18 protein-coding genes are annotated in these 20,687 nt (G+C 62.5%); 5 read left to right on the top strand and 13 right to left on the bottom strand.

What is annotated here, in order from left to right; translation table 11 throughout:
* The 7 genes from IAE33_RS13325 to IAE33_RS13295 all read right to left on the bottom strand — a co-directional run.
* A partial coding sequence (locus tag IAE33_RS13325; RefSeq protein ID WP_201163829.1) for an ABC transporter permease subunit occupies positions 1–774 on the bottom strand: 774 nt, incomplete at its 3' end.
* On the bottom strand, positions 771–1,691 hold the full coding sequence (locus IAE33_RS13320) for an ABC transporter permease subunit (protein WP_201163828.1): 921 nt from the start codon (positions 1,689–1,691) through the stop codon (positions 771–773). The genes IAE33_RS13320 and IAE33_RS13325, both read right to left, overlap by 4 nt.
* Positions 1,688–2,830 carry a polyamine ABC transporter ATP-binding protein gene (gene potA / locus IAE33_RS13315; RefSeq protein WP_028632975.1) on the bottom strand — a complete coding sequence of 381 codons (1,143 nt, stop codon included), beginning with the start codon at positions 2,828–2,830 and terminating at the stop codon, positions 1,688–1,690. The genes IAE33_RS13320 and potA overlap by 4 nt, the downstream gene beginning before the upstream one ends.
* Before the next feature lie 72 nt (positions 2,831–2,902).
* Entirely contained in the window at positions 2,903–3,997 is a 1,095-nt protein-coding gene (locus IAE33_RS13310) for a polyamine ABC transporter substrate-binding protein (protein WP_028632974.1), read from the bottom strand.
* Positions 3,998–4,155: 158 nt separating this feature from the next.
* Positions 4,156–5,253: a polyamine ABC transporter substrate-binding protein gene (locus tag IAE33_RS13305; RefSeq protein WP_028632973.1), complete on the bottom strand. Its 1,098-nt coding sequence runs from the start codon at positions 5,251–5,253 to the stop codon at positions 4,156–4,158.
* A gap of 159 nt (positions 5,254–5,412) precedes the next feature.
* A complete protein-coding gene (locus IAE33_RS13300) occupies positions 5,413–6,774 on the bottom strand; it encodes an aspartate aminotransferase family protein (RefSeq protein WP_201163827.1) in 1,362 nt (453 codons plus the stop codon).
* A 48-nt stretch (positions 6,775–6,822) separates the two neighbouring features.
* On the bottom strand, positions 6,823–8,181 hold the full coding sequence (locus IAE33_RS13295; RefSeq protein ID WP_201163826.1) for a glutamine synthetase family protein: 1,359 nt from the start codon (positions 8,179–8,181) through the stop codon (positions 6,823–6,825).
* A gap of 574 nt (positions 8,182–8,755) precedes the next feature.
* On the opposite strand from IAE33_RS13295, the gene IAE33_RS13290 reads away from it, so the two are divergent.
* Positions 8,756–10,132 carry a glutamine synthetase family protein gene (locus IAE33_RS13290; protein WP_028632970.1) on the top strand — a complete coding sequence of 459 codons (1,377 nt, stop codon included), beginning with the start codon at positions 8,756–8,758 and terminating at the stop codon, positions 10,130–10,132.
* Positions 10,133–10,196: 64 nt separating this feature from the next.
* Here the strand turns inward: IAE33_RS13290 and argA are convergent, their stop codons facing one another.
* Together argA and argE are read right to left on the bottom strand one after the other, a co-directional pair.
* On the bottom strand, positions 10,197–11,495 hold the full coding sequence (argA, locus tag IAE33_RS13285; protein ID WP_201163825.1) for an amino-acid N-acetyltransferase: 1,299 nt from the start codon (positions 11,493–11,495) through the stop codon (positions 10,197–10,199).
* Positions 11,496–11,619: 124 nt separating this feature from the next.
* Positions 11,620–12,762 (bottom strand): acetylornithine deacetylase, encoded by a 1,143-nt coding sequence (gene argE / locus IAE33_RS13280; protein ID WP_201163824.1) that lies wholly within the window; start codon positions 12,760–12,762, stop codon positions 11,620–11,622.
* A gap of 116 nt (positions 12,763–12,878) precedes the next feature.
* On the opposite strand from argE, the gene IAE33_RS13275 reads away from it, so the two are divergent.
* Complete coding sequence (locus tag IAE33_RS13275) at positions 12,879–14,246, top strand: CYTH domain-containing protein (protein ID WP_201163823.1); 1,368 nt, start codon at positions 12,879–12,881, stop codon at positions 14,244–14,246.
* 24 nt (positions 14,247–14,270) lie between these two features.
* On the opposite strand, the gene IAE33_RS13270 is transcribed toward IAE33_RS13275, so the two are convergent.
* On the bottom strand, positions 14,271–14,741 hold the full coding sequence (locus IAE33_RS13270; RefSeq protein ID WP_201163822.1) for an Lrp/AsnC family transcriptional regulator: 471 nt from the start codon (positions 14,739–14,741) through the stop codon (positions 14,271–14,273).
* A 125-nt stretch (positions 14,742–14,866) separates the two neighbouring features.
* Here IAE33_RS13270 and IAE33_RS13265 point away from each other — a divergent pair, with 125 nt between their 5' ends.
* The 3 genes from IAE33_RS13265 to IAE33_RS13255 all read left to right on the top strand — a co-directional run bounded on the left by IAE33_RS13265 (position 14,867) and on the right by IAE33_RS13255 (position 17,344).
* On the top strand, positions 14,867–15,172 hold the full coding sequence (locus tag IAE33_RS13265; RefSeq protein ID WP_201163821.1) for a hypothetical protein: 306 nt from the start codon (positions 14,867–14,869) through the stop codon (positions 15,170–15,172).
* A gap of 100 nt (positions 15,173–15,272) precedes the next feature.
* Positions 15,273–16,946, top strand: coding sequence for a GspE/PulE family protein (locus IAE33_RS13260; RefSeq protein ID WP_201163820.1), 1,674 nt, complete (start codon positions 15,273–15,275; stop codon positions 16,944–16,946).
* Between the two features lie 83 nt (positions 16,947–17,029).
* Positions 17,030–17,344, top strand: a complete 315-nt coding sequence (locus IAE33_RS13255; protein ID WP_201163819.1) for a DUF2388 domain-containing protein — start codon at positions 17,030–17,032, stop codon at positions 17,342–17,344.
* A 51-nt stretch (positions 17,345–17,395) separates the two neighbouring features.
* Here IAE33_RS13255 and gcvH read toward each other — a convergent pair whose 3' ends face one another.
* The 3 genes from gcvH to IAE33_RS13240 all read right to left on the bottom strand — a co-directional run bounded on the left by gcvH (position 17,396) and on the right by IAE33_RS13240 (position 20,671).
* Positions 17,396–17,779, bottom strand: a complete 384-nt coding sequence (gcvH, locus tag IAE33_RS13250) for a glycine cleavage system protein GcvH (protein WP_028632962.1) — start codon at positions 17,777–17,779, stop codon at positions 17,396–17,398.
* 51 nt (positions 17,780–17,830) lie between these two features.
* On the bottom strand, positions 17,831–18,910 hold the full coding sequence (gene gcvT / locus IAE33_RS13245; RefSeq protein WP_201163818.1) for a glycine cleavage system aminomethyltransferase GcvT: 1,080 nt from the start codon (positions 18,908–18,910) through the stop codon (positions 17,831–17,833).
* A gap of 138 nt (positions 18,911–19,048) precedes the next feature.
* Positions 19,049–20,671, bottom strand: coding sequence for an ABC transporter permease (locus IAE33_RS13240; protein WP_201163817.1), 1,623 nt, complete (start codon positions 20,669–20,671; stop codon positions 19,049–19,051).
* Positions 20,672–20,687: the final 16 nt, after the last annotated feature.

Below are 20,687 nucleotides of genomic sequence, written 5' to 3'. Positions count from 1 at the left end.
GAAGTACCAGACGAAGAAGGTCACCAACGAGACAGACAGCAGAATCAGGCTGGCCACCGCGTTGATCTCGGGCTTCACACCCAACCGCACCGCCGAGAACACTTCCATCGGCAAGGTGGTCGAACCCGGGCCCGATACGAAGCTGGCCAATACCAGGTCATCCAGCGACAGCGCAAACGACATCATGCCGCCAGCCGCCAGCGAAGGCGCGATCATCGGGATGGTGATCAGGAAGAACACCTTCCACGGCTTGGCACCCAGGTCCATCGCCGCTTCCTCGATCGACAGGTCCAGCTCGCGCAGCCGCGCCGATACCACCACCGCCACATACGCCGCACAGAACGTGGTGTGGGCGATCCAGATGGTGACGATGCCACGCTCCTGCGGCCAGCCGATCATCTGCGCCATGGCCACGAACAGCAGCAACAGCGAAAGGCCAGTGATCACCTCAGGCATGACCAGTGGCGCTGTGACCAGGCCACCGAACAGCGTCCGGCCCTTGAAGCGGGTGACCCGGGTCAGCACGAACGCCGCCATGGTCCCCAATGCCACCGCCGCCACCGCCGTGTAGCAGGCGATTTCCAGCGAGCGCATCACCGACCCCATCAACTGGGTGTTGTCGAGCAGGCCGACATACCACTTGACCGACCAGCCGCCCCACACCGTCACCAGCTTGGAGGCGTTGAACGAATAGATCACCAGGATCAGCATCGGCAGGTAGATGAACAGCAAGCCGAGCACCAGCATCAGCTTGGAGAAACTGAAGCGCTTCATGCCCTGCCCTCCATTTCTTTGGCCTGGCTACGGTTGAACAGCAGAATCGGCACAATCAGAATCGCCAGCATCACCACCGCCAGCGCAGACGCCACCGGCCAGTCGCGGTTGTTGAAGAACTCCTGCCACAGCACCTTGCCGATCATCAGCGTTTCCGGCCCGCCGAGCAGTTCTGGGATCACGAACTCACCCACCACCGGAATGAACACCAGCATGCAGCCGGCAATGATGCCGTTCTTCGACAGCGGCACGGTGATTTTCCAGAAGCTGTTGAAGGTGCTGGAGCCAAGGTCGGACGCGGCTTCAAGCAAACTTGAGTCATGCTTCACCAGGTTGGCGAACAGCGGCAGGATCATGAAGGGCAGGTACGAATAGACCACGCCGATGTACACCGCCAGGTTGGTATTGAGGATCTGCAGCGGCTGGTCGATCAGGCCCGTCCACAGGAGGAAGCCGTTGAGCAGCCCGTTGTTGCTCAAAATGCCCATCCACGCATAGACGCGGATCAGGATCGCCGTCCAGGTGGGCATCATGATCAGCAACAGCAGCACCGTCTGGGTTTCTTTCTTGGCATTGGCAATGGCATAGGCCATGGGGTAGCCGATCAACAGGCACAACAGGGTGCTGAAGAAGGCCATCTTCAGCGAGCCGAGGTAGGCCGAGATGTACAGGTCGTCCTCAGTCAGCAGGCCGTAGTTGGCCAGGTTGAGCACCAGCTGGATCTTGTCTTCGACGTAGCTGTAGATCTCGGTGTACGGCGGGATCGCCACGTCAGCTTCGGCAAAGCTGATCTTCAGCACGATGAAGAACGGCAGCATGAAGAACAGGAACAGCCAAACGAACGGCACACCGATCACCAGGTGCCGCCCCTCAGGGGTGATGCGCCGGAAGGCTCGCTTGAGCTTGCGCAGCTTCATGACCGCAGTACCACGCCGCTGTCGTCTTCCCACCACACGTAGACTTCATCGTCCCAGGTGGGGCGGGCGCCCTGGCGCTCGGCGTTGGCGACGAACGACTGGACGATCTTGCCGCTCGGCAGTTGCACATGGAACACCGAGTGGCCGCCCAGGTAGGCGATGTCGTGGATCTTGCCGCGTGACCAGTTGTATTCAAAGTCTGGCTGCTGGGTGGTGACCAGCATCTTCTCGGGGCGCAATGCGTAGGTGATGTGCTTATCTTCCACCGAGGTGGAAACCCCGTGGCCCACATAGATCTTGCGTTCGAGCTCTGGCGAGGCAATCAGGGCGTGGCCCTCGGCATCGTCGATCACCTCGGCGTCGAACAGGTTGACGTTGCCGATGAACTCGCACACCAGGCGGCTGGTGGGGGTTTCATAGATGTCCACCGGCGAGCCGATCTGGGCGATCCAGCCCAGGTGCATGATGGCGATGCGCTGGGCCATGGTCATGGCCTCTTCCTGGTCGTGGGTGACCATGACGCAGGTTACGCCCACACGCTCGATGATCTCCACCAGCTCCAGCTGCATCTGCGAGCGCAGCTTCTTGTCCAGCGCGCCCATCGGTTCATCCAGCAGCAGCAGCTTGGGGCGCTTGGCCAGCGAACGGGCCAGGGCCACACGCTGGCGCTGGCCACCGGACAACTGGTGCGGCTTGCGCTTGGCGTACTGGGTCATGTGCACCAGTTTCAGCATCTCGGCCACACGGGCTTCGATGTCGGCCTTGGGCATGCGGTCCTGCTGCAGGCCAAAGGCGATGTTCTGCGCCACGGTCATGTGCGGGAACAGCGCGTACGACTGGAACATCATGTTGATGGGCCGTTCGTAGGGCGGCATGTCGGTGATGTCGACACCATCGAGGAAAATGCGCCCCTCGGTGGGCCGCTCGAAGCCGGCGAGCATGCGCAGCAAGGTGGACTTGCCAGAGCCGGACCCACCGAGCAAGGCGAAGATCTCGCCCTTGCGGATTTCCAGGGACACATCGTCCACGGCGACCGTTTCGTCGAATTTTTTCGTGACCCGGTCGATCTTGACCAGCACCTGCTTGGGTTGCTGGCCACCCTCGAGGGCTTTTTTATAGGCACCGGAGGCAACTGCCATGAGTGAAACTCCCAACAAGATTTTTTATGCCCGCCGGGCCTGACGCGCAGGCACCGGTGCGGGCCTGGTGGATTACTTGCCCGACTTGACCTTGGTCCAGCTACGGGTCATCAGGCGCTGCACCTTGGGCGGCAGCTCTGCGTTCACGAACATCTTGTCCAGTACGTCCTGCGGTGGGTAAACCGCGGCGTCAGTCCTCACGGCCTGGTCCATCAGGTCGCCAGCCTTCAGGTTGGGGTTGGCGTAACCGACGTAATCACTGACCTGGGCGATAACCTCAGGTTTCAGCAAATAGTTGATGAAGGCATGGGCCTGTTCGACGTTCTTGGCGTCCTTGGGGATGGCCAGTACGTCGAACCAGAGGTTGCCGCCTTCCTTGGGAATGGCATAGGCCAGGTTCACGCCCTTCTTCGCCTCTGCGGCGCGGGCCTTGGCCTGGAACACATCGCCCGAGAACCCCGCTGCCACACAGATATCGCCGTTGGCCAGGTCGGTGATGTATTTGGAAGAATGGAAGTACGTCACGTACGGGCGCACGGCCAGCAGCTTCTGCTCTGCGGCCTGGTAATCCTTGGCATTGGTGCTGTTGGGGTTCAGCCCCATGTAGTTGAGCACTGCCGGGAGCATTTCGTCTGCCGAATCGAGGAACGCCACCCCACACTTGGAGAGCTTTTTCATGTTCTCGGGTTCGAACAGCACAGCCCAGGAGTCGATGGTGTCCACGCCCAGCGCAGCCTTCACCTTGTCGACGTTGTAACCAATGCCGTTGGTGCCCCACAGGTAGGGCACGGCATACAGGTTGCCCGGGTCGTTCTTGTCCAGCCGCTTCATCAGCGACGGGTCAAGGTTGGAATAGTTTGGCAGCAGGTTTCTGTCGAGCTTGCGGAAGGCGCCCGCCTTGATCTGCTTGCCGAGAAAGTGGTTGGACGGCACGACCACGTCGTAGCCGGTGTTACCGGCCAGCAACTTGCCCTCCAGGGTTTCGTTGGAGTCGAACACATCCAGCACAGGCTTGATGCCAGTGGCTTTTTCGAAGTCCGCGAGTGTGGTTGGGCCGATGTAGTCGGACCAGTTGTACACGTGCACCGTCGGCGCCGCTTGGACGCTGCATGCCAGCGTCAGGCCCGCTGCAGCCATGAAGGCCTTGCGTAATACAGAATTGGACAAGTGGGAGGTCCTCACAATCAGTGCCTGGGTAGCGACAATGCTGCCGCACACGCAAAACCGGCGCGCAACTTACCTTCGCAGCCTCGATGCCGCAATCATCAATTGCCATTCTTGGCCTCCAGGCCGGAAAAGCCCGGCCCAGAGGTGCTGCAACGGGCTTACTTGCCCGATTTGATCTTGGTCCAGCTACGGGTGATAACCCGCTGTACAGCCGCATCAGGCGCTGCAATTGCGTACAGCTGCTTTTTCACTTCGGCGGACGGGTAGATGCTCGGGTCGCTGGTGATGTCCTTGTCCACAAATTGAGTGGCGGCCTTGTTGCCGTTGGGGAAGCGCACGGCATTGGTGATCTCGGCCATGACTTCTGGCTGCATCAGGAAGTCCATGAACTTGTAGGCCGCTTCCTTGTGCTCGGCGTCCTTGGGCATGGCGACCATGTCATAGAACGTGCCGGCACCTTCCTTCGGAATCACGTAGTCCAGCTTGACCTTGTCGCCAGCTTCGTGGGCGCGGGTCTTGGACTGTTCCAGGTCACCCGAGTAGCCGACCGCCAGGCAGATGTTGCCGTTGGCCAGGTCGCCGATGTACTTGGAGGAGTGGAAGTAGGTGATCGAAGGACGGATGGAGAGGAACAGGTCCTCGGCGGCCTTCAGGTCTTCTTTCTTGGTGCTGTTGGTCGGCAGCTTCAGGTAGTGCAGCGCAGCCGGCAGCATCTCGGTGGGGGCGTCGAGGAAGCTCACGCCGCAGCTCTTGAGCTTGGCGATGTTCTCGGGCTTGAACACCACATCCCACGAGTCGATCTTGTCGACACCCAGTGCGGCCTTGATCTTCTCTGGGTTGTAGCCGATGCCGATCGAACCCCACATGTAGGGGAAGGCGTATTTGTTGCCCGGGTCGCTGGCATCACCCACGGCCTTGAGCAGATCTTCGTCCAGGTTTTTCCAGTTGGGCAGCTTGGAGCGGTCCAGCTCCTGGTAGACACCCGCCTTGATCTGCTTGGCCAGGAAGTTGTTGGACGGCACCACGATGTCGTAGCCCGACTTGCCGGCCAGCAACTTGGCCTCCAGGGTTTCGTTGCTGTCGAAAACGTCGTACTTGACCTTGATACCCGACTGTTTTTCGAATTTGGCGATGGTGTCCGGAGCGATGTAGTCCGACCAGTTGTAGACGTTCAATTCCTTGTCTTCAGCCTGTGCAGCACCCGCCATCGCGCCCATCAGGGCTGCGGCCAGCAACGTCTTGCCCATTTTATTCATGCGTCATGCTCCAGATTGTTCGGTTAGCCATCCGTTCAGCTGCCAGGCCACGCAGTACCTGCGTTTGGGCGACTGCAGCAGCCGCTAGTCTGGCAAGTTACGAGGCTGTGTTTCAAGAAAACCACAACCTTGTAACGACTTAATGTCACATCGCTAGGTTCATTTGATCGCTTCGAGGGTGAGGTCCAGGCACTTGCGGGCCTTTTCCACCAGTTCGTCGATCTCCTGATGGCTGATGACCAGGGGCGGCGCGATGATCATCGTATCGCCCACCGCGCGCATGATCAGGCCGTTGTCGAAGCAGAAATTGCGGCAGATCATGCCAACACCCATGCCCTCGTAACGGCTGCGCGTGGCCTTGTCTTTCACCAGCTCGATAGCGCCGAGCAGGCCCAGGCCACGCACTTCACCCACCAGCGGGTGGCCCTGCAGCTCACGCAAACGCTGTTGCAAATACGGTGCCGCTTCGCTGCGGGCCTTCTCTACGATGTGCTCGTCGCGCAGGATGCGCAGGTTTTCCAGGCCCACTGCTGCGGCCACAGGGTGGCCAGAATAGGTAAAGCCATGGTTGAAGTCGCCGCCTTCGCTGAGTACCTGGGCCACCGTGTCACGCACGATCACACCGCCCATGGGGATGTAACCGGAGGTAAGGCCTTTGGCGATGGTCATCAGGTCGGGCGTGAGGCCGTAGTAATCCGAGCCGAACCACTCGCCGGTCCGGCCGAAGCCGCAGATTACCTCGTCGGCCACGAACAGGATGTCATACTTGGCGAGGATCTGCTTTACCTTCGGCCAGTAGGTGTCGGGTGGGATGATCACACCCCCGGCGCCCTGAATGGGCTCGGCAATGAACGCCGCAACGTTGTCTTCGCCCACCTCGAGAATTTTCTGTTCCAGCTGTTCGGCAGCCCAGACCCCGAAGGCGTCCGGCGTCATGTCGCCACCCTCGCCGTACCAGTACGGCTGAGGGATGTGCACGATGCCGGGTATCGGCAGGCCGCCCTGCTCGTGCATACCGCTCATGCCGCCCAGGCTGGCGCCGGCTACCGTGGAGCCGTGGTAGCCGTTGATGCGGCCAATCACGGTCTGCTTCTGCGGTTTGCCCTTCAGGGCCCAGTAATGGCGAACCATGCGCAGCACGGTGTCGTTGCCCTCGGAACCTGAGCTGGTGAAGAACACATGGCTCATGCCTGCCGGGGCAACCTCGGTGATGGCCTTGGCCAGTTCCAGGGCCGGGGGGTGCGCGGTCTGGAAGAACAGGTTGTAGTAAGGCAACTCACGCATCTGCCGCTCTGCCGCCTGCACCAGTTCTTCACGGCCATAACCTACCGCCACGCACCACAGGCCGGCCATGCCGTCGAGAATCTTGTGCCCCTCGCTGTCCCACAAATGCACGCCCTGGGCCTTGGTAATGATGCGCGGCCCCTTTTCCTTCAACTGTTTGTAGTCGCTGAAGGGGGCGAGGTGGTGCTCGCCACTCAGGGTTTGCCATTCACGGGTTTGCGGGTTGTTGAGGCTCATGTGCTTCTCCGTAGACAGACAGCCGCGCTGCTGCGGCACCAGGGTTGATCAGACAGCAAACAGCAGGAACTCACGCTCCCAGGAACTGATGACGCGCTTGAAGTTCTCGTGCTCGGCACGTTTGGTGGCGACATAGCCGGTGATGAACTTCTTGCCCAGGTACTGCACCAGGGCACGGCTGTTCTCCATGCGTTCCAGGGCGTCTTCGATAGTCAGCGGCAAGCGCAGGTTGCGCCGCTCGTAACCACGCCCCTGTACCGGCGCACTGGCGGCAATGCCTTCGACCATGCCGATGTAGCCACACAGCAGGCTGGCTGCAATGGCCAGGTAGGGGTTGGCGTCGGCGCCAGGCAGGCGGTTTTCCACCCGCCGGTTTTGCGGGCCGGCGTCCGGTACGCGCAGGCCGACGGTACGGTTTTCTTCACCCCACTCCACGTTCACCGGTGCCGAGGTGTCGGGCAGGAAGCGGCGGAACGAGTTGACGTTGGGGGCGAACAGCGGCAACGCCTCGGGGATGAACTTCTGCAGGCCGCCAATGTGGTTGAGGAACAGCTCGCTCATGCTGCCATCGGCATTGCTGAAGATATTCTTGCCGGTGGCCACGTCCACCACGCTCTGGTGCAGGTGCATGGCGCTGCCGGGCTCACCGGTCATGGGCTTGGCCATGAAGGTAGCCGCCACGTTGTGCTTGAGCGCCGCCTCACGCATGGTGCGCTTGAACACCAGGATCTGGTCTGCCAAGTGCAGGGCATCGCCGTGACGGAAGTTGATTTCCATCTGCGCCGTGCCGTCTTCATGAATGAGCGTGTCCAGGTCGAGCTGCTGCAGTTCGCACCAGTCGTAGACGTCTTCGAACAACGGGTCGAATTCGTTGGCGGCTTCGATCGAGAACGACTGGCGCCCCGTTTCTGGGCGACCTGAACGGCCTACGGGCGGTTGCAGCGGGAAGTCGGGGTCTTCAACGCGCTTGGTCAGGTAGAACTCCATCTCGGGCGCGACGATGGGCAGCCAGCCCTTGTCGGCGTAGAGCTTGAGCACCTTTTTCAGCACGTTGCGCGGCGACAGCTCAACCGGGTTGCCCTTCTTGTCGTAGGTGTCGTGGATCACCTGCGCGGTCGGTTCGATGGCCCAGGGCACCAGGAACACGGCGCCCTCGTCGGGGCGGCAGATCATGTCGATGTCCGCTGGGTCCAGCAGCTCGTAGTAGATGTCGTCGTCCACATAATCGCCGGTCACGGTCTGCAGCAACACGCTCTCGGGCAGGCGCATGCCTTTTTCGGCGATGAACTTGTTGGTGGGCGAAATCTTGCCGCGCGTGATGCCTGTCAGGTCGCTGATCATGCATTCGACTTCGGTGATCTTGTGCTCTTTCAACCAATCGGTGAGCTGGTCGAGGTTGTTACTCATAAATACCTCAGGAGGTAAGGTGGTCCGCGACTTGATTCTGGCTGCAGTAGGTAGCTAAAGCAAAACCCTCCGCCCACGCGGGGGGTGGATACACTGCACGTGGAGCGTATCCGTAATGGGGTATCGGGGCAGGAATACAGAGAAAAGGCGAAAACCAATGACGAGGGCGGGCCGAGCGATGCCAGACGTCAATTATTGCGGCCAGTACGGACCTTGTGTCGACGCACCGCGCAAGCATGACTGGAACACCCTGCAGCACTGTACGTGCAGCGCTTTCAGGCCGTGACAAGCGGACCATGTGACCCTCGTTTTATTGTGTTCTGGGGTGTGATCGAGCTTAGCCTCGTTCATTTTTTTACACAACTACTGCGTAAAAAATAAACGACGGCAAGCTTCAGATAGCCCTTCTCGATGGAAATAGCGGATAATGGCACGCCCCGATATGCAGCAAATCTGCCGTAGATGAGCCATTTCAGGGCATCATGGGGTCGGCTTGACATCAGTTGGGCTTTTCGATTGACTGGTCCTGCAAGCCCCCCTTGATTGATATTTTTAACAACAAAGGTGTTGCATCATGTCGGTACCCCCGCGTGCCGTTCAGCTTAACGAAGCGAACGCGTTCCTTAAGGAACATCCTGAGGTTCTCTACGTTGACCTTCTGATTGCAGATATGAATGGTGTGGTGCGCGGCAAGCGCATAGAGCGCACCAGCCTCCACAAGGTTTACGAGAAAGGCATCAACCTGCCGGCCTCCCTCTTCGCCCTGGACATCAACGGTTCCACCGTCGAAAGCACCGGGCTTGGCCTGGACATCGGCGATGCCGACCGCATCTGCTACCCGATTCCGGACACCCTCTCCAACGAGCCATGGCAAAAACGCCCGACTGCCCAGCTGCTGATGACCATGCACGAGCTGGAAGGCGAGCCGTTCTTCGCCGACCCGCGTGAAGTGCTGCGCCAGGTGGTGAGCAAGTTCGATGACATGGGCCTGACCATCTGCGCCGCATTCGAACTGGAGTTCTACCTGATCGACCAGGAGAACGTGAACGGCCGCCCGCAGCCACCACGCTCGCCCATTTCAGGCAAACGCCCGCAGTCGACCCAGGTCTACCTGATCGACGACCTCGACGAGTATGCCGACTGCCTGCAGGACATCCTCGAAGGCGCCAAGGAACAAGGCATCCCGGCTGACGCCATCGTCAAGGAAAGCGCCCCTGCCCAGTTCGAAGTCAACCTGCACCACGTGCCCGACCCGCTCAAGGCGTGCGACTACGCAGTACTGCTCAAGCGGCTGATCAAGAACATCGCCTACGACCATGAGATGGACACCACCTTCATGGCCAAGCCCTACCCGGGCCAGGCAGGCAACGGTTTGCATGTACATATTTCCGTGCTGGACAAAGATGGCAACAACATCTTCACCAGCGAGGATCCCGAGCAGAACGCCGCGCTACGTCACGCTGTCGGCGGTGTGCTCGAGACCCTGCCCGCGTCCATGGCGTTCCTGTGCCCGAACGTGAACTCGTACCGCCGCTTTGGCGCGCAGTTCTACGTGCCCAATGCGCCGAGCTGGGGCCTGGACAACCGTACCGTCGCCCTGCGCGTGCCTACTGGCTCGCCGGACGCGGTGCGTATCGAACACCGCGTGGCCGGTGCCGATGCCAACCCGTACCTGATGATGGCTGCCGTGCTGGCAGGCGTTCACCATGGCCTGACCAACAAGGTCGAACCTGGCGAGCCGATCGAAGGCAACTCGTACGAGCAGCTGGAACAGAGCCTGCCGAACAACCTGCGCGATGCACTGCGCGAGCTGGATGACAGCGAGATCCTCAACAAGTACATCGATCCGAAGTACATCGACATTTTTGTCGCGTGCAAGGAGAGCGAGCTGGAGGAGTTCGAGCACTCGATCTCTGACCTCGAGTACAACTGGTATCTGCACACCGTGTAAATGAAAACGCCGCCCCTCCAGGCGGCGTTTTTTTGGGGTCTCCCGCGAAGAGCCCACCCCAGGTTTACAGAGCCTTCTCGAAAATCTTCGAATTGCGCTGGTAGTTGTACAGCGAAGCCCTCGCCGCCGGCAGGCGCTCGACACCACTGGGTGCAAAACCGCGCTCGCGGAACCAGTGCGCCGTACGCGTGGTGAGCACGAACAAGGTACTCAACCCCAACTGCCGGGCGCGGCTCTCGATGCGTTCCAGCAGCTCGTCACCGCGCCCGCCGTGGCGGTACTCCGGGTTTACCGCCAGGCATGCCAGCTCGCCGGTATCGGACTCGGCAATCGGGTACAACGCCGCGCAGGCGATGATCATGCCTTCACGCTCCACCACGCTGAACTGCTCGATCTCGCGCTCCAGCACCTCACGGGAGCGACGCACCAGGATGCCTTGCTCTTCCAGCGGGCTGATAAGGTCGAGCAAACCGCCCACGTCTTCGATGGTGGCCTCGCGCACGATCTCGAACTGCTCTTGCGACACCAGCGTACCGCCACCTCCCCGGGTGAACAGCTCGTTCAGCAGCGCACCATCTTCGGCATAACTGACGATATGGCTGCGCGCCACGCCGCCCTTGCACGCCTCGGCTGCAGCGTCCAGCAACTCGGCCTGGTAGTCACTGCCCAGCCGCTGCAGATGGGGCGCCACCTGCTGCGGGCGCAGCTCACGTATCAGGTTGCCCTGCTCGTCCAGCAAGCCCGACTCGGCACCGAACAGCAGCAACTTGTCGGCGCCCAGTTCGATGGCAGCACGGGTGGCGACGTCTTCGCAGGCCAGGTTGAAGATTTCACCGGTGGGCGAATAGCCCAGCGGTGACAACAATACGATGGAGCGCTCGTCGAGCAGCCGGCTGATGCCTTTGCGGTCAACCCGGCGCACTTCGCCGGTGTGGTGGAAGTCCACACCCTCCACCACCCCGATGGGCCGTGCGGTGACCAGGTTGCCGGAGGCTACCCGCAAACGTGAACCCTGCATCGGCGAGGCGGCGATATCCATCGACAACCGTGCCTCGATGGCCAGGCGCAGCGACCCCACCGCATCGATCACGCAGTCCAGCGTGGGCGCATCGGTGATGCGCAGGCCGCGATGGTAGCGCGGGGCAAGGCCACGCTCGGCCAGGCGGTTTTCGATCTGCGGGCGCGAACCATGCACCAGCACCAGGCGCACGCCCAGGCTGTGAAGCAGCACCAGGTCGTGGACGATATTGCCGAAATTAGGGTGTGCAACCCCATCGCCGGGGAGCATGACCACGAAGGTGCAGTCGCGATGGGCGTTGATGTACGGGGAGGCATGACGCAGCCAGTTGACGTAATCGGGCATGACAGGGCCTGTGGGTAAGTGGACGGAGAACGGCGGTACAGGGGGCGTTCGGCATCATCGTCGGAACAGGCTTGCGGTCACGCGCGGTCTCCTCTAGGCAGAAACGATTGAATGCGATGGACGTTTACTGCAGGCAATAGTGCCGGATCAGGTCACGCAGTAGACGCACGGTAGGCTCGATACGTGACATTTCAAGGTATTCGCCCGGCTGGTGGGCGCAGGCGATATCACCCGGGCCCAGCACGATGGTCTGGCAGCCCAGCTGCTGAAGATAAGGCGCTTCAGTGCCGAATGCCACCGCTTCGGCGCGGTGGCCAGTGAGGCGCTCGGCCACCTGGACAAGCTCGGCGTCGGCCGCCTGCTCGAACGGCGGCACCTCGGGGAACAGCGGCGCGTAGTCGATGCGCACTTCGTGGCGCTCGGCGACCGGCTGCAACTTTTCACGGATGGCGGCACGCAACTGTTCCACGTCCATGCCCGGCAACGGCCGCAGGTCGAACTCCAGGGCGCATTGCCCACAGATACGGTTAGGGTTATCGCCCCCGTGAATACAGCCGAAGTTCATGGTCGGCGTAGGTACCGTGAACTGCGGGTTACGGTAGGTCGCCTGCCATTGCCGGCGCAGGCCCATCAGTTCGCCCATGGCCTCGTGCATGGCCTCCATGGCGCTGTGGCCCAGGCTCGGGTCGGAGGAGTGGCCGCTGCGCCCGAGGATGTCGATGCGGTCCATCAGGATGCCCTTGTGCATGCGGATGGGCTTGAGGCCGGTCGGCTCGCCGATGACGGCTGCACGGCCAAGCGGCTGGCCGGCCTGCGCCAAGGCGCGGGCACCGGACATCGAGCTCTCTTCGTCACAGGTGGCCAGGATCAGCAAGGGCTGCTTGAAGCCATGCTCGAGTAGCGGGATGACCGCCTCGATGACCAGCGCAAAAAAACCTTTCATGTCGCAGCTGCCCAGCCCCACCCAGCGGCCGCCCACCTCGGTGAGTTTGAGCGGGTCACTGGCCCACAGTTGCTCGTCATACGGCACGGTGTCGCTGTGCCCGGCCAGCACCAGCCCGCCCGGGCCAGTACCACGGCTGGCCAGCAGGTTGAATTTGCCGGGGGTGACCTGCTGAATGTCGCAGGCAAACCCCAGGTCACCGAGCCAACCCGCCAGCAGGTCGATCACCTGGCGGTTGGACTGGTCCAGCGCAGGCTGGGTGCAACTGACCGAAGGCGCAGCGATCAAGGCGGCAAATTGGTCTTTCAGCGACGGCAACGGCATGCGCGTACTCCTCGGAAGCGTTGCCCATCATAGGACTATCCGCTGTCTGGAATAAACCGTTGGCGGTCGACTGCTGTAGACTCTGCGTCAACCACGCCCCCTCCTTCGAGCCTGTGATGCACAAAGAAACCGAACTCAAGCTGCGCGCCAGCCGCGAGACCCTTGCCGCGCTGCGCGAGCACCCGCTGCTGAAAAAGCGCAACAAGTCTGGCTGGCAGACCCGCGAACTGCTCAACCAGTACTTCGACACCCCCGAGCGCGAGCTTTCTGCCGCCCGCGTCGCCCTGCGCCTGCGCCGCGACGGCGATGCCGTCATCCAGACCTTGAAATGCCGCGGCCAGAGCGTGGCCGGGCTGTCCGAGCGCAACGAGTACGAATGGCCGCTGGACAAGGCCAAGCTGGACCTCAAGAAGCTCGACGACAGCTGCTGGCCAGCACAACTGGCCAGCCTGGACAAAAAAACCATCAAGCCGCTGTTCACCACCGACTTCAGCCGTGAATACGCCGAAATCGCCTGGGGCCGCGGCAAGAGCAAGGTTGTGATCGAAGCAGCCCTGGACCAAGGCTTTGTGGTCGCCGGCAAGCGCAAGGAAGCCATCTGCGAGTTGGAGCTGGAACTGCGCGAGGGTGACCCGCAGGCCTTGCTGGAGCTCGCCGCGGAGCTTGCCGCCAGCCTGCCACTGATGCCATGCGACATCAGCAAGGCCGAGCGTGGCTACCGCCTGCTGGAGCCTGACAGCTACGACCTGGGGCTGCCAGCCACCGAGCTGGACGCCGAGATGGCAGTGGACGATGCCTACGCCGCCCTGGCCTGGCAACTGCTGGGCAGCAGCCAGCGACTGGCCGAGCAGTACCGCCACAATGGCCATTGGCGGCTGCTGCAGGACTGGGTGGAATGCCTGGGCGAACTGCGCGCCCTTACCGCCAGCCTGGGCCAGGCCGCCCCGCGTGCGGCTACCCGCGACCTGCGCGGCCGCCTTGATGCGCTGCTGGAAGACTGGCGCCCGCTGGTACAGGCTGGCAACGACGACGAAGACGTGCGCCGCGCAGCCCCCGAGCAGTTTGCCGAAGAGCTCGAAGACACCCGCTGGGGCCAGTTCTCGCTGGAAACCTCGCGCTGGCTGTTGGCCCGTACCTGGACGGTGGAGCGCAAGGGCCGTGGCGAGCGTCAGGGCAAGGCGCAACTGGCCAGCTGGCTGGCACACCTGGTGGGTGAAGAAGGCCGCGCGCTCAAGTTGCCGCTGTACACCCAACGCCCTGAAGACCTGGCAGAACAGCTGCCGCGCATCGAACAGTTGCTGGCCTGGCTGCACCATGCCCGGCAGGTACTGGAAGCGCCGCAGATGGACCGCCTGTACGGCGACCTGAAAAAGCTCCATGAGCTGGCGGAGCAACCCATCAGCGATGAGTTGCTGGAAGCCCGCATCGAACAGGCGCGTGCCGTGGATCAGAGCCGGGGCTGGAAGCACCTGCTCAAGGCCTGACCCCGCTTACGCCCCGCTGCGCCCTCAACGGGCCAGCGGCAGGCTGGTGGTGGACTTGATTTCCGAGAGGGCAACGATCGAGTTCACCTCCTGTATGCCAGGCACGTTCGACAGTTTTTCGAAGAAGAACCGCTCGTAGGCTTCGATGTCGGGCGTGACGATGCGCAGCAGAAAGTCCACAGACCCCATCAGCACATAACATTCCAGCACCTCCGGAAACCCACGGATTGCGTCGGTGAACTCGGTGAAGTTGGAGCGCCCGTGTGCGTTGAGTTTCACCTCGGCAAATATCTGCGTGTTCAGGCCAATTTTCTTGCGGTCCAGCAAGGTGACCTGGCCCCGGATGACGCCTTCCTCGCGCAACCGCTGAATACGGCGCCAGCACGGCGATTGCGACAGGCCTACACGCTCGGCGATCTGTGCGCTCGACAGCGACGCGTCTTCCTGCAGCAGTTCCAGAATGCGACGGTCATAAGCATCCAGTTCGCTGCGCATTGATCATTCTCCAATATGTGTTTTTTCGAATCACTTTATTCGCCTTACCAGCGAACGAGCTCGATCATAGCGAAACAATACCGTTTCAGGCATGCAAGAATTTCTGCATGAACCTGGAGATGCCCATGAACCCGATGCCCCGTACCGACGCCTGGGCTGCCAGCAACGCCCACAGCACCGTGAGCTACCAGCTGCAGGCCGAAGCCGAGCCGGACAGCCTGTGCCGCGTGCTCAACCTCTTCGCGTTGCAGTTTCTGACGCCGCACAGCGTCCACGTGAGCCAGCACGAGGATTGGCTGGCCATTGAAATCGGCATTGCCGGGCTGAGCTGGCACCGCGCCGAGGTGATTGCACAAAAACTTCGTAACCTGGTGTGCGTGGCCGATGTGAACCTGACCAACCAACACCGTGTGGAACTGGCAGTGATCTAGCGCCAGCGCAGCTCTGCAAAACCTCGAAACCCTTTGCAACTGCCGCCTGCGGTCGCCCGGCTAGCCTTGATGGACGTACCCATCAGGCACGGACGCCCTCATGCACAACCCCGACACCCTCACACTCGACCTGCACCGCATACTCGAAGCCCTGCTCGCCGACAGGCTGGTGGATGCCAACGACAGCCTGCGCGTGCTGCAACACGCGGCCGAACACCCCGTCGACCACCCGCTTGAGCAGATCGCCGCCTGCGCCCTGGACAACCGCAAATCCCCCGGCCAGCCACTGGACCTGGACCATTTGTGCCAGTGGCTGGCGGGCAAGGTCGGCCAGCCCTACCTGCGCATCGACCCTCTGCAACTTAACCTGCCCCAGGTGTCGGGCCTTGTATCACCCGCCTTCGCCCGGCGCCACGGCATTCTGATCGTCGCAGCCGACGCCCTCAGCGTCACCGTGGCCAGCGCCCAGCCCTATCAGGACGACTGGCAGGCAGACCTTGCGCGCAGTCTCGGCCGCAAGGTGCTGCGCGCGGTGGCCAGCCCAGTGCACATACGCGAGTGCGGGCAATCGTTCCAGCGCCTGGCGCAGTCGGTGACAGGCGCCCAGAACCAGCAATCGACCAGCCTGGGCGAGCTGGAACAATGGCTGGAAGCGGGCCGGCGCCACACCGACGCAAGCGCAGATGATGCGCATATCGTGCACATCGTCGACTGGCTGCTGCTGTATGCCCTGGAACAACGCGCCAGCGACATTCACCTGGAGCCGCGCCGCGACCAGGGCCACTTGCGCTACCGTATCGACGGCCTGCTGCACGCCGTCTACAGCTTCCCGGCCGGGGTGTCGCTGGCGCTGGTCAGCCGGCTGAAGCACCTGGCCGGCATGGACGTGGCGCAGAAGCGTCGCCCTCAGGACGGCAGGTTGCACAGCCGTCTGGCCAGCGGCGAGGCAGTGGAGTTGCGGCTATCCACGCTGCCCACCTCGTTCGGCGAAAAGCTGGTACTGCGCCTGTTCGACCCGCAGCGGCTGCATGAGAGCTTCGAGCAACTGGGCCTGCAGGCGCAGCAACTGGCACAGTGGCAAACCCTGCTTGGCCAGCGCCAGGGCATCATCCTGGTCACTGGCCCTACCGGCTCGGGCAAGACCAGTACGCTTTACGCCAGCCTCAACTACCTGGCTACGCCCCAGGTCAACCTGTGCACCATCGAAGACCCTGTGGAGCGGATCGAGCCCGCCTTCAACCAGTTTCAGGTGCAGCACGGCCTGGGCCTGGGGTTCTCCGAGGGCGTAAGGGCGATGCTGCGCCAAGACCCGGACATCATCATGATTGGCGAGATACGCGACCGCGAAACCGCCCTGGTCGCCGTGCAGGCGGCACTCACCGGGCACCTTGTGCTGTCTACCCTGCATACCAACGATGCCTGCGCAACGATCATCCGTTTGCAGGAACTAGGCGTGGCCGACTACCTGATAAAAGCGACCCTGGTGGGGGTGATGGCGCAGCGGTTGGTGCGCACGGTTTGCCGGCGCTGCCAACCCAACGCATCCGCAGCCTGCCGCACCTGCCGCGGCACAGGCTTCTGGGGCCGCACGGGGCTGTTCGAGCTGCTGGTACCCAGTGAGCGCCTCAAGGCAATGATCGGCCCCGGAACGGACCTTGCAGACCTGCGCCGCCAGGCACTGGCCGATGGCCTGATCGACTTGCGCCGCGCTGCCCAGGCAAAGCTGGCAAGCGGCCAAACGGTGGAGCAGGAAGTGCTGCGAGCCTGTAACTGACCCACCTTGGGCATCAAGGAACTTGGCGTGCTGGAAAAGATCCAAATCGCATCTTAAACCCCCACCCTTCGAGGTGTTCGATCATGCGTCTCAAAACCGCCATCACCGTCGCTGCCTTGCTTTCGCTGCCCGTCGGCTCGGCCATGGCCGATACGTTCTGGCGTAATGTGCTTTCGTCCGGCGCAACCACCGGGTCGACGTACCTGACCTCACGCGACCACAAGCTGGTCATGGCTGCACAGGACGATGCTGGCAGCTTCGTGGCCAGCGATGGCGCCATTCGCGGCCCCTTCCTGGAGTCGGCGATGCGCCAGGTACGGGTGGAGAACCCGGGCCTGAAGGCGACTGACATGGAGCTGGCCAACGCCATTCTGGCGAAGAATGCGGTGGCCGACTAAACCTGTAACCGGTGACTGCAAAAGGGCTGCCCGGCAGCCCTGAGCATTGCATCACTCGCCGATGGCTGCCTTGTAACCGGCAGCATCCAACAGCTTTTGCAACTCTGCGGCATCGCTTGGCTTGAGCTTGAAGATCCAGGCATCGTAAGGCTGTTCATTCAATTGCTCAGGGCTGTCAGCCAAAGCCTCGTTGACGGCGATCACTTCGCCACCCACCGGGGCGTAGATGTCCGAGGCCGCCTTCACCGATTCCACCACGCCCGCTGCGTCGCCAGCGGCGAACACCTTGCCCACTTCGGCCAGTTCCACGAAAACCACATCACCCAAGGCTTCCTGGGCGTGGTCACTGATGCCTACGGTAACCGTGCCGTCGGCTTCCAGGCGAGCCCACTCATGGCTGTCGGCAAAACGCAGTTCGGCGGGGATATTGCTCATGTCTTGAATTCCTCGATTGGCTCAGCGGTACGCCCGCCGTTATGTGATGGTTCAGATCAGGACCTTGCCATGGCGCACGAAGGTCGGCTTGACCACGCGCACCGGGTACCATTTGCCACGAATTTCTACCTCGGCCCGGTCACCCGTAGCCATGGGCACGCGTGCAAGGGCGATGGACTTGCTCAGCGTAGGGGAGAAACTACCACTGGTGATCTCCCCTTCGCCAATCCCTGCTACACGCACGACCTGATGGGCGCGCAGAACACCGCGTTCTTCCAGCACCAGGCCGACCAGTTTTTCCTGCACACCCTGCTCGATTTCAGCCAGCAGGGCGGCGCGACCGATGAAGTCGCGAACGGGCTCCCAGGCAATGCTCCAGCCAAGGTTGGACGTCAACGGGGTGTGGGTTTCGTCGATATCCTGGCCATACAGGTTCATGCCCGCTTCAAGGCGCAGGGTATCGCGGGCGCCCAGGCCACTGGGCGCGATGCCGGCACCCACCAGGTCGTTGAAAAAGTTCACGGCCTGGTCGCCGGGGAAGATGATCTCCAGGCCATCCTCGCCGGTGTATCCGGTGCGCGCGAAGAACCAGTCGCCGTCGGCGAGGCCCTCGAAAGGGCGCAGTTGGCGAATCAGGGCAGCACGCGAGGCACTGACCAGCGCGGCGACCTTTTCTCGGGCATGGGGGCCCTGAATCGCCAGAATGGCCAGGTCGGGGCGCACCTGAAATTGCACGGCAAAGCCCTCGCCCTGCAATTGCAGCCAGCCGAGCACCCGGGCCCGGGTGGCCGCGTTGGTGACCAGGCGGTAGCCATTGGCGGTGCGATAGGCGATCAGGTCATCGATGACGCCGCCATGCTCGCTCAGCAGTGGGCTGTAGAGGGCCTGCCCGACCTCGCCCAAGCGGGCGACGTCGTTGGCCAGCAGCCGCTGCAGCCAACCGGTGGCCTCGTCGCCCTGGACATCAATGACGGTCATGTGGGAAACGTCGAACACCCCACAGTCCTTGCGCACCTGGTGGTGCTCCTCAACCTGCGAGCCGTAGTGCAGCGGCATGTCCCAGCCGCCGAAATCGACCGTCTTGGCACCGAGTGCCAGGTGCAGGTCATACAAAAGCGTGCGCTGTCCCATGGGTTTCTCCTTCCGGGCGTGGCGAAGCGGCGGCGGTGCGAAACTGGGCGCCGTCCGGCTGTGCCAGACCTGCTGCTACGCCATCACCTGCCGCGCGAATGCCGCGCATTGTAGCGGCAAGCCCGCCAAGTGGCACCCTCAGCGCGACTGACCGGGCCGCCGTGCAGAACGCCTGATAAGGCCGACAACCGGCAGCAGGCCCACCAGCACCAGCGTCAGCGCCGGCAGCGACGCACGCGCCCACTCCCCCTCGCTGGTCATCTCGAACACCCGCACAGCCAGCGTATCCCAACCAAACGGGCGCATCAGCAGGGTGGCCGGCATCTCCTTGAGCACGTCGACGAACACCAGCAACGCGGCACTGAGTACACCGGGCACCAAGAGCGGGAGGTACACCCTGAAAAACAACCTGGGGCCGCCCACGCCCAGGCTGCGGGAGGCCTCCGGCAGCGAAGGGCGAATCCGTTCCAGGCTGCTTTCCAGCGGCCCGTAGGCTACGGCGATGAACCGCACAAGGTAGGCCAACAGCAGCGCCGCAAGGCTACCCAGCAACAAAGGCTTGCCGGCACCACCCAGCCAAGTGGACAGCGGAATCACCAGGTGGTTATCCAAATAGCTGAACGCCAGCATGATCGACACGGCCAGCACAGAGCCCGGCAAGGCGTAGCCCAGGTTGGCCAGCCCTACCCCCATGCGGACACCGGGCGCAGGTGCCTGGCGCCGGGCAAAGGCCAGCAGCAAGACCACGCAAACCGTGAGCAACGCCGCCGTCCCCCCCAGATACAGGGTATGCAGCACCAGGCCCACATAGCGCTCATCCAGGTCGAAACGCCCGCGCTGCCAGAACCACCACAGCAACTGCAGTACCGGGATGACGAATGCACAGGCGAATACCAGCAGGCACCAGCCACTGGCCAGTAGCGCCTTCAGGCCGCGCAGCCGGTACAACGCCTGCCCGCGCGGCCGTTCGCTGCCACTGCGGCTGGCCCCCCGGGCGCGACGCTCGCCATACAGCACCAGCATGACTGCCAACAGCAGCAGGCTGGCCAGCTGCGCGGCAGTGGAGAGGCTGAAGAAGCCGTACCAGGTTTTGTAGATGGCCGTGGTGAAGGTGTCGAAGTTGAAGACCGCCACGGCGCCGAAGTCGGCCAGGGTTTCCATCAGCGCCAGCGCGATGCCTGCGCCGATCGCTGGCCGCGCCATCGGCAGGGCCACCCGCCAGAACGCCTGCAACGGCGACAGGCCAAGCACCCGCGCCGCTTCCATCAGGCCTTTGCCCTGGGCCAGGAAGGCCGTACGCGCCAGCAGGTACACGTAGGGATAGAACACCAGCACCAGCACGATGATCACGCCACCGGTAGAGCGTACCCGCGGCAGGCGCATGGGCCCGAAGGCCTCACGCAAGGCCGTCTGCACCGGGCCGGCGAAGTCCAGCAGCCCAACGAAGACGAACGCCAGTACGTAGGCGGGAATCGCAAATGGCAGCATCAGCGCCCAATCCAGCCAGCGCCGCCCCGGAAACTCGCACAGGCTGGTCAGCCAGGCCAGGCTGACGCCCAGCACGGTGACACCGATGCCCACACCCACCACCAGCGTCAGGGTATTGCCCAGCAGCCGGCTCATTTGCGTGTCCAGCAAGTGTGACCAGATCTGCAGGTCCACCGCTTGCCAGGACAGCAGCAGCACGCTCAGCGGCAGCAGTACCAGCGTGGCGATCAGGCCGACCGGCAGGTACCAGCGGCGTTGGGGGGTGTGGGGCAAGGTCTGGGTTCCGAGT

The organism is Pseudomonas sp. S60, from assembly GCF_016647865.1.
GTDB classification, from domain to species: domain Bacteria; phylum Pseudomonadota; class Gammaproteobacteria; order Pseudomonadales; family Pseudomonadaceae; genus Aquipseudomonas; species Aquipseudomonas parafulva.
The sequence above is the reverse complement of the archived record's forward strand: the minus strand, read 5'-3'. Positions and strand labels throughout refer to the sequence as shown.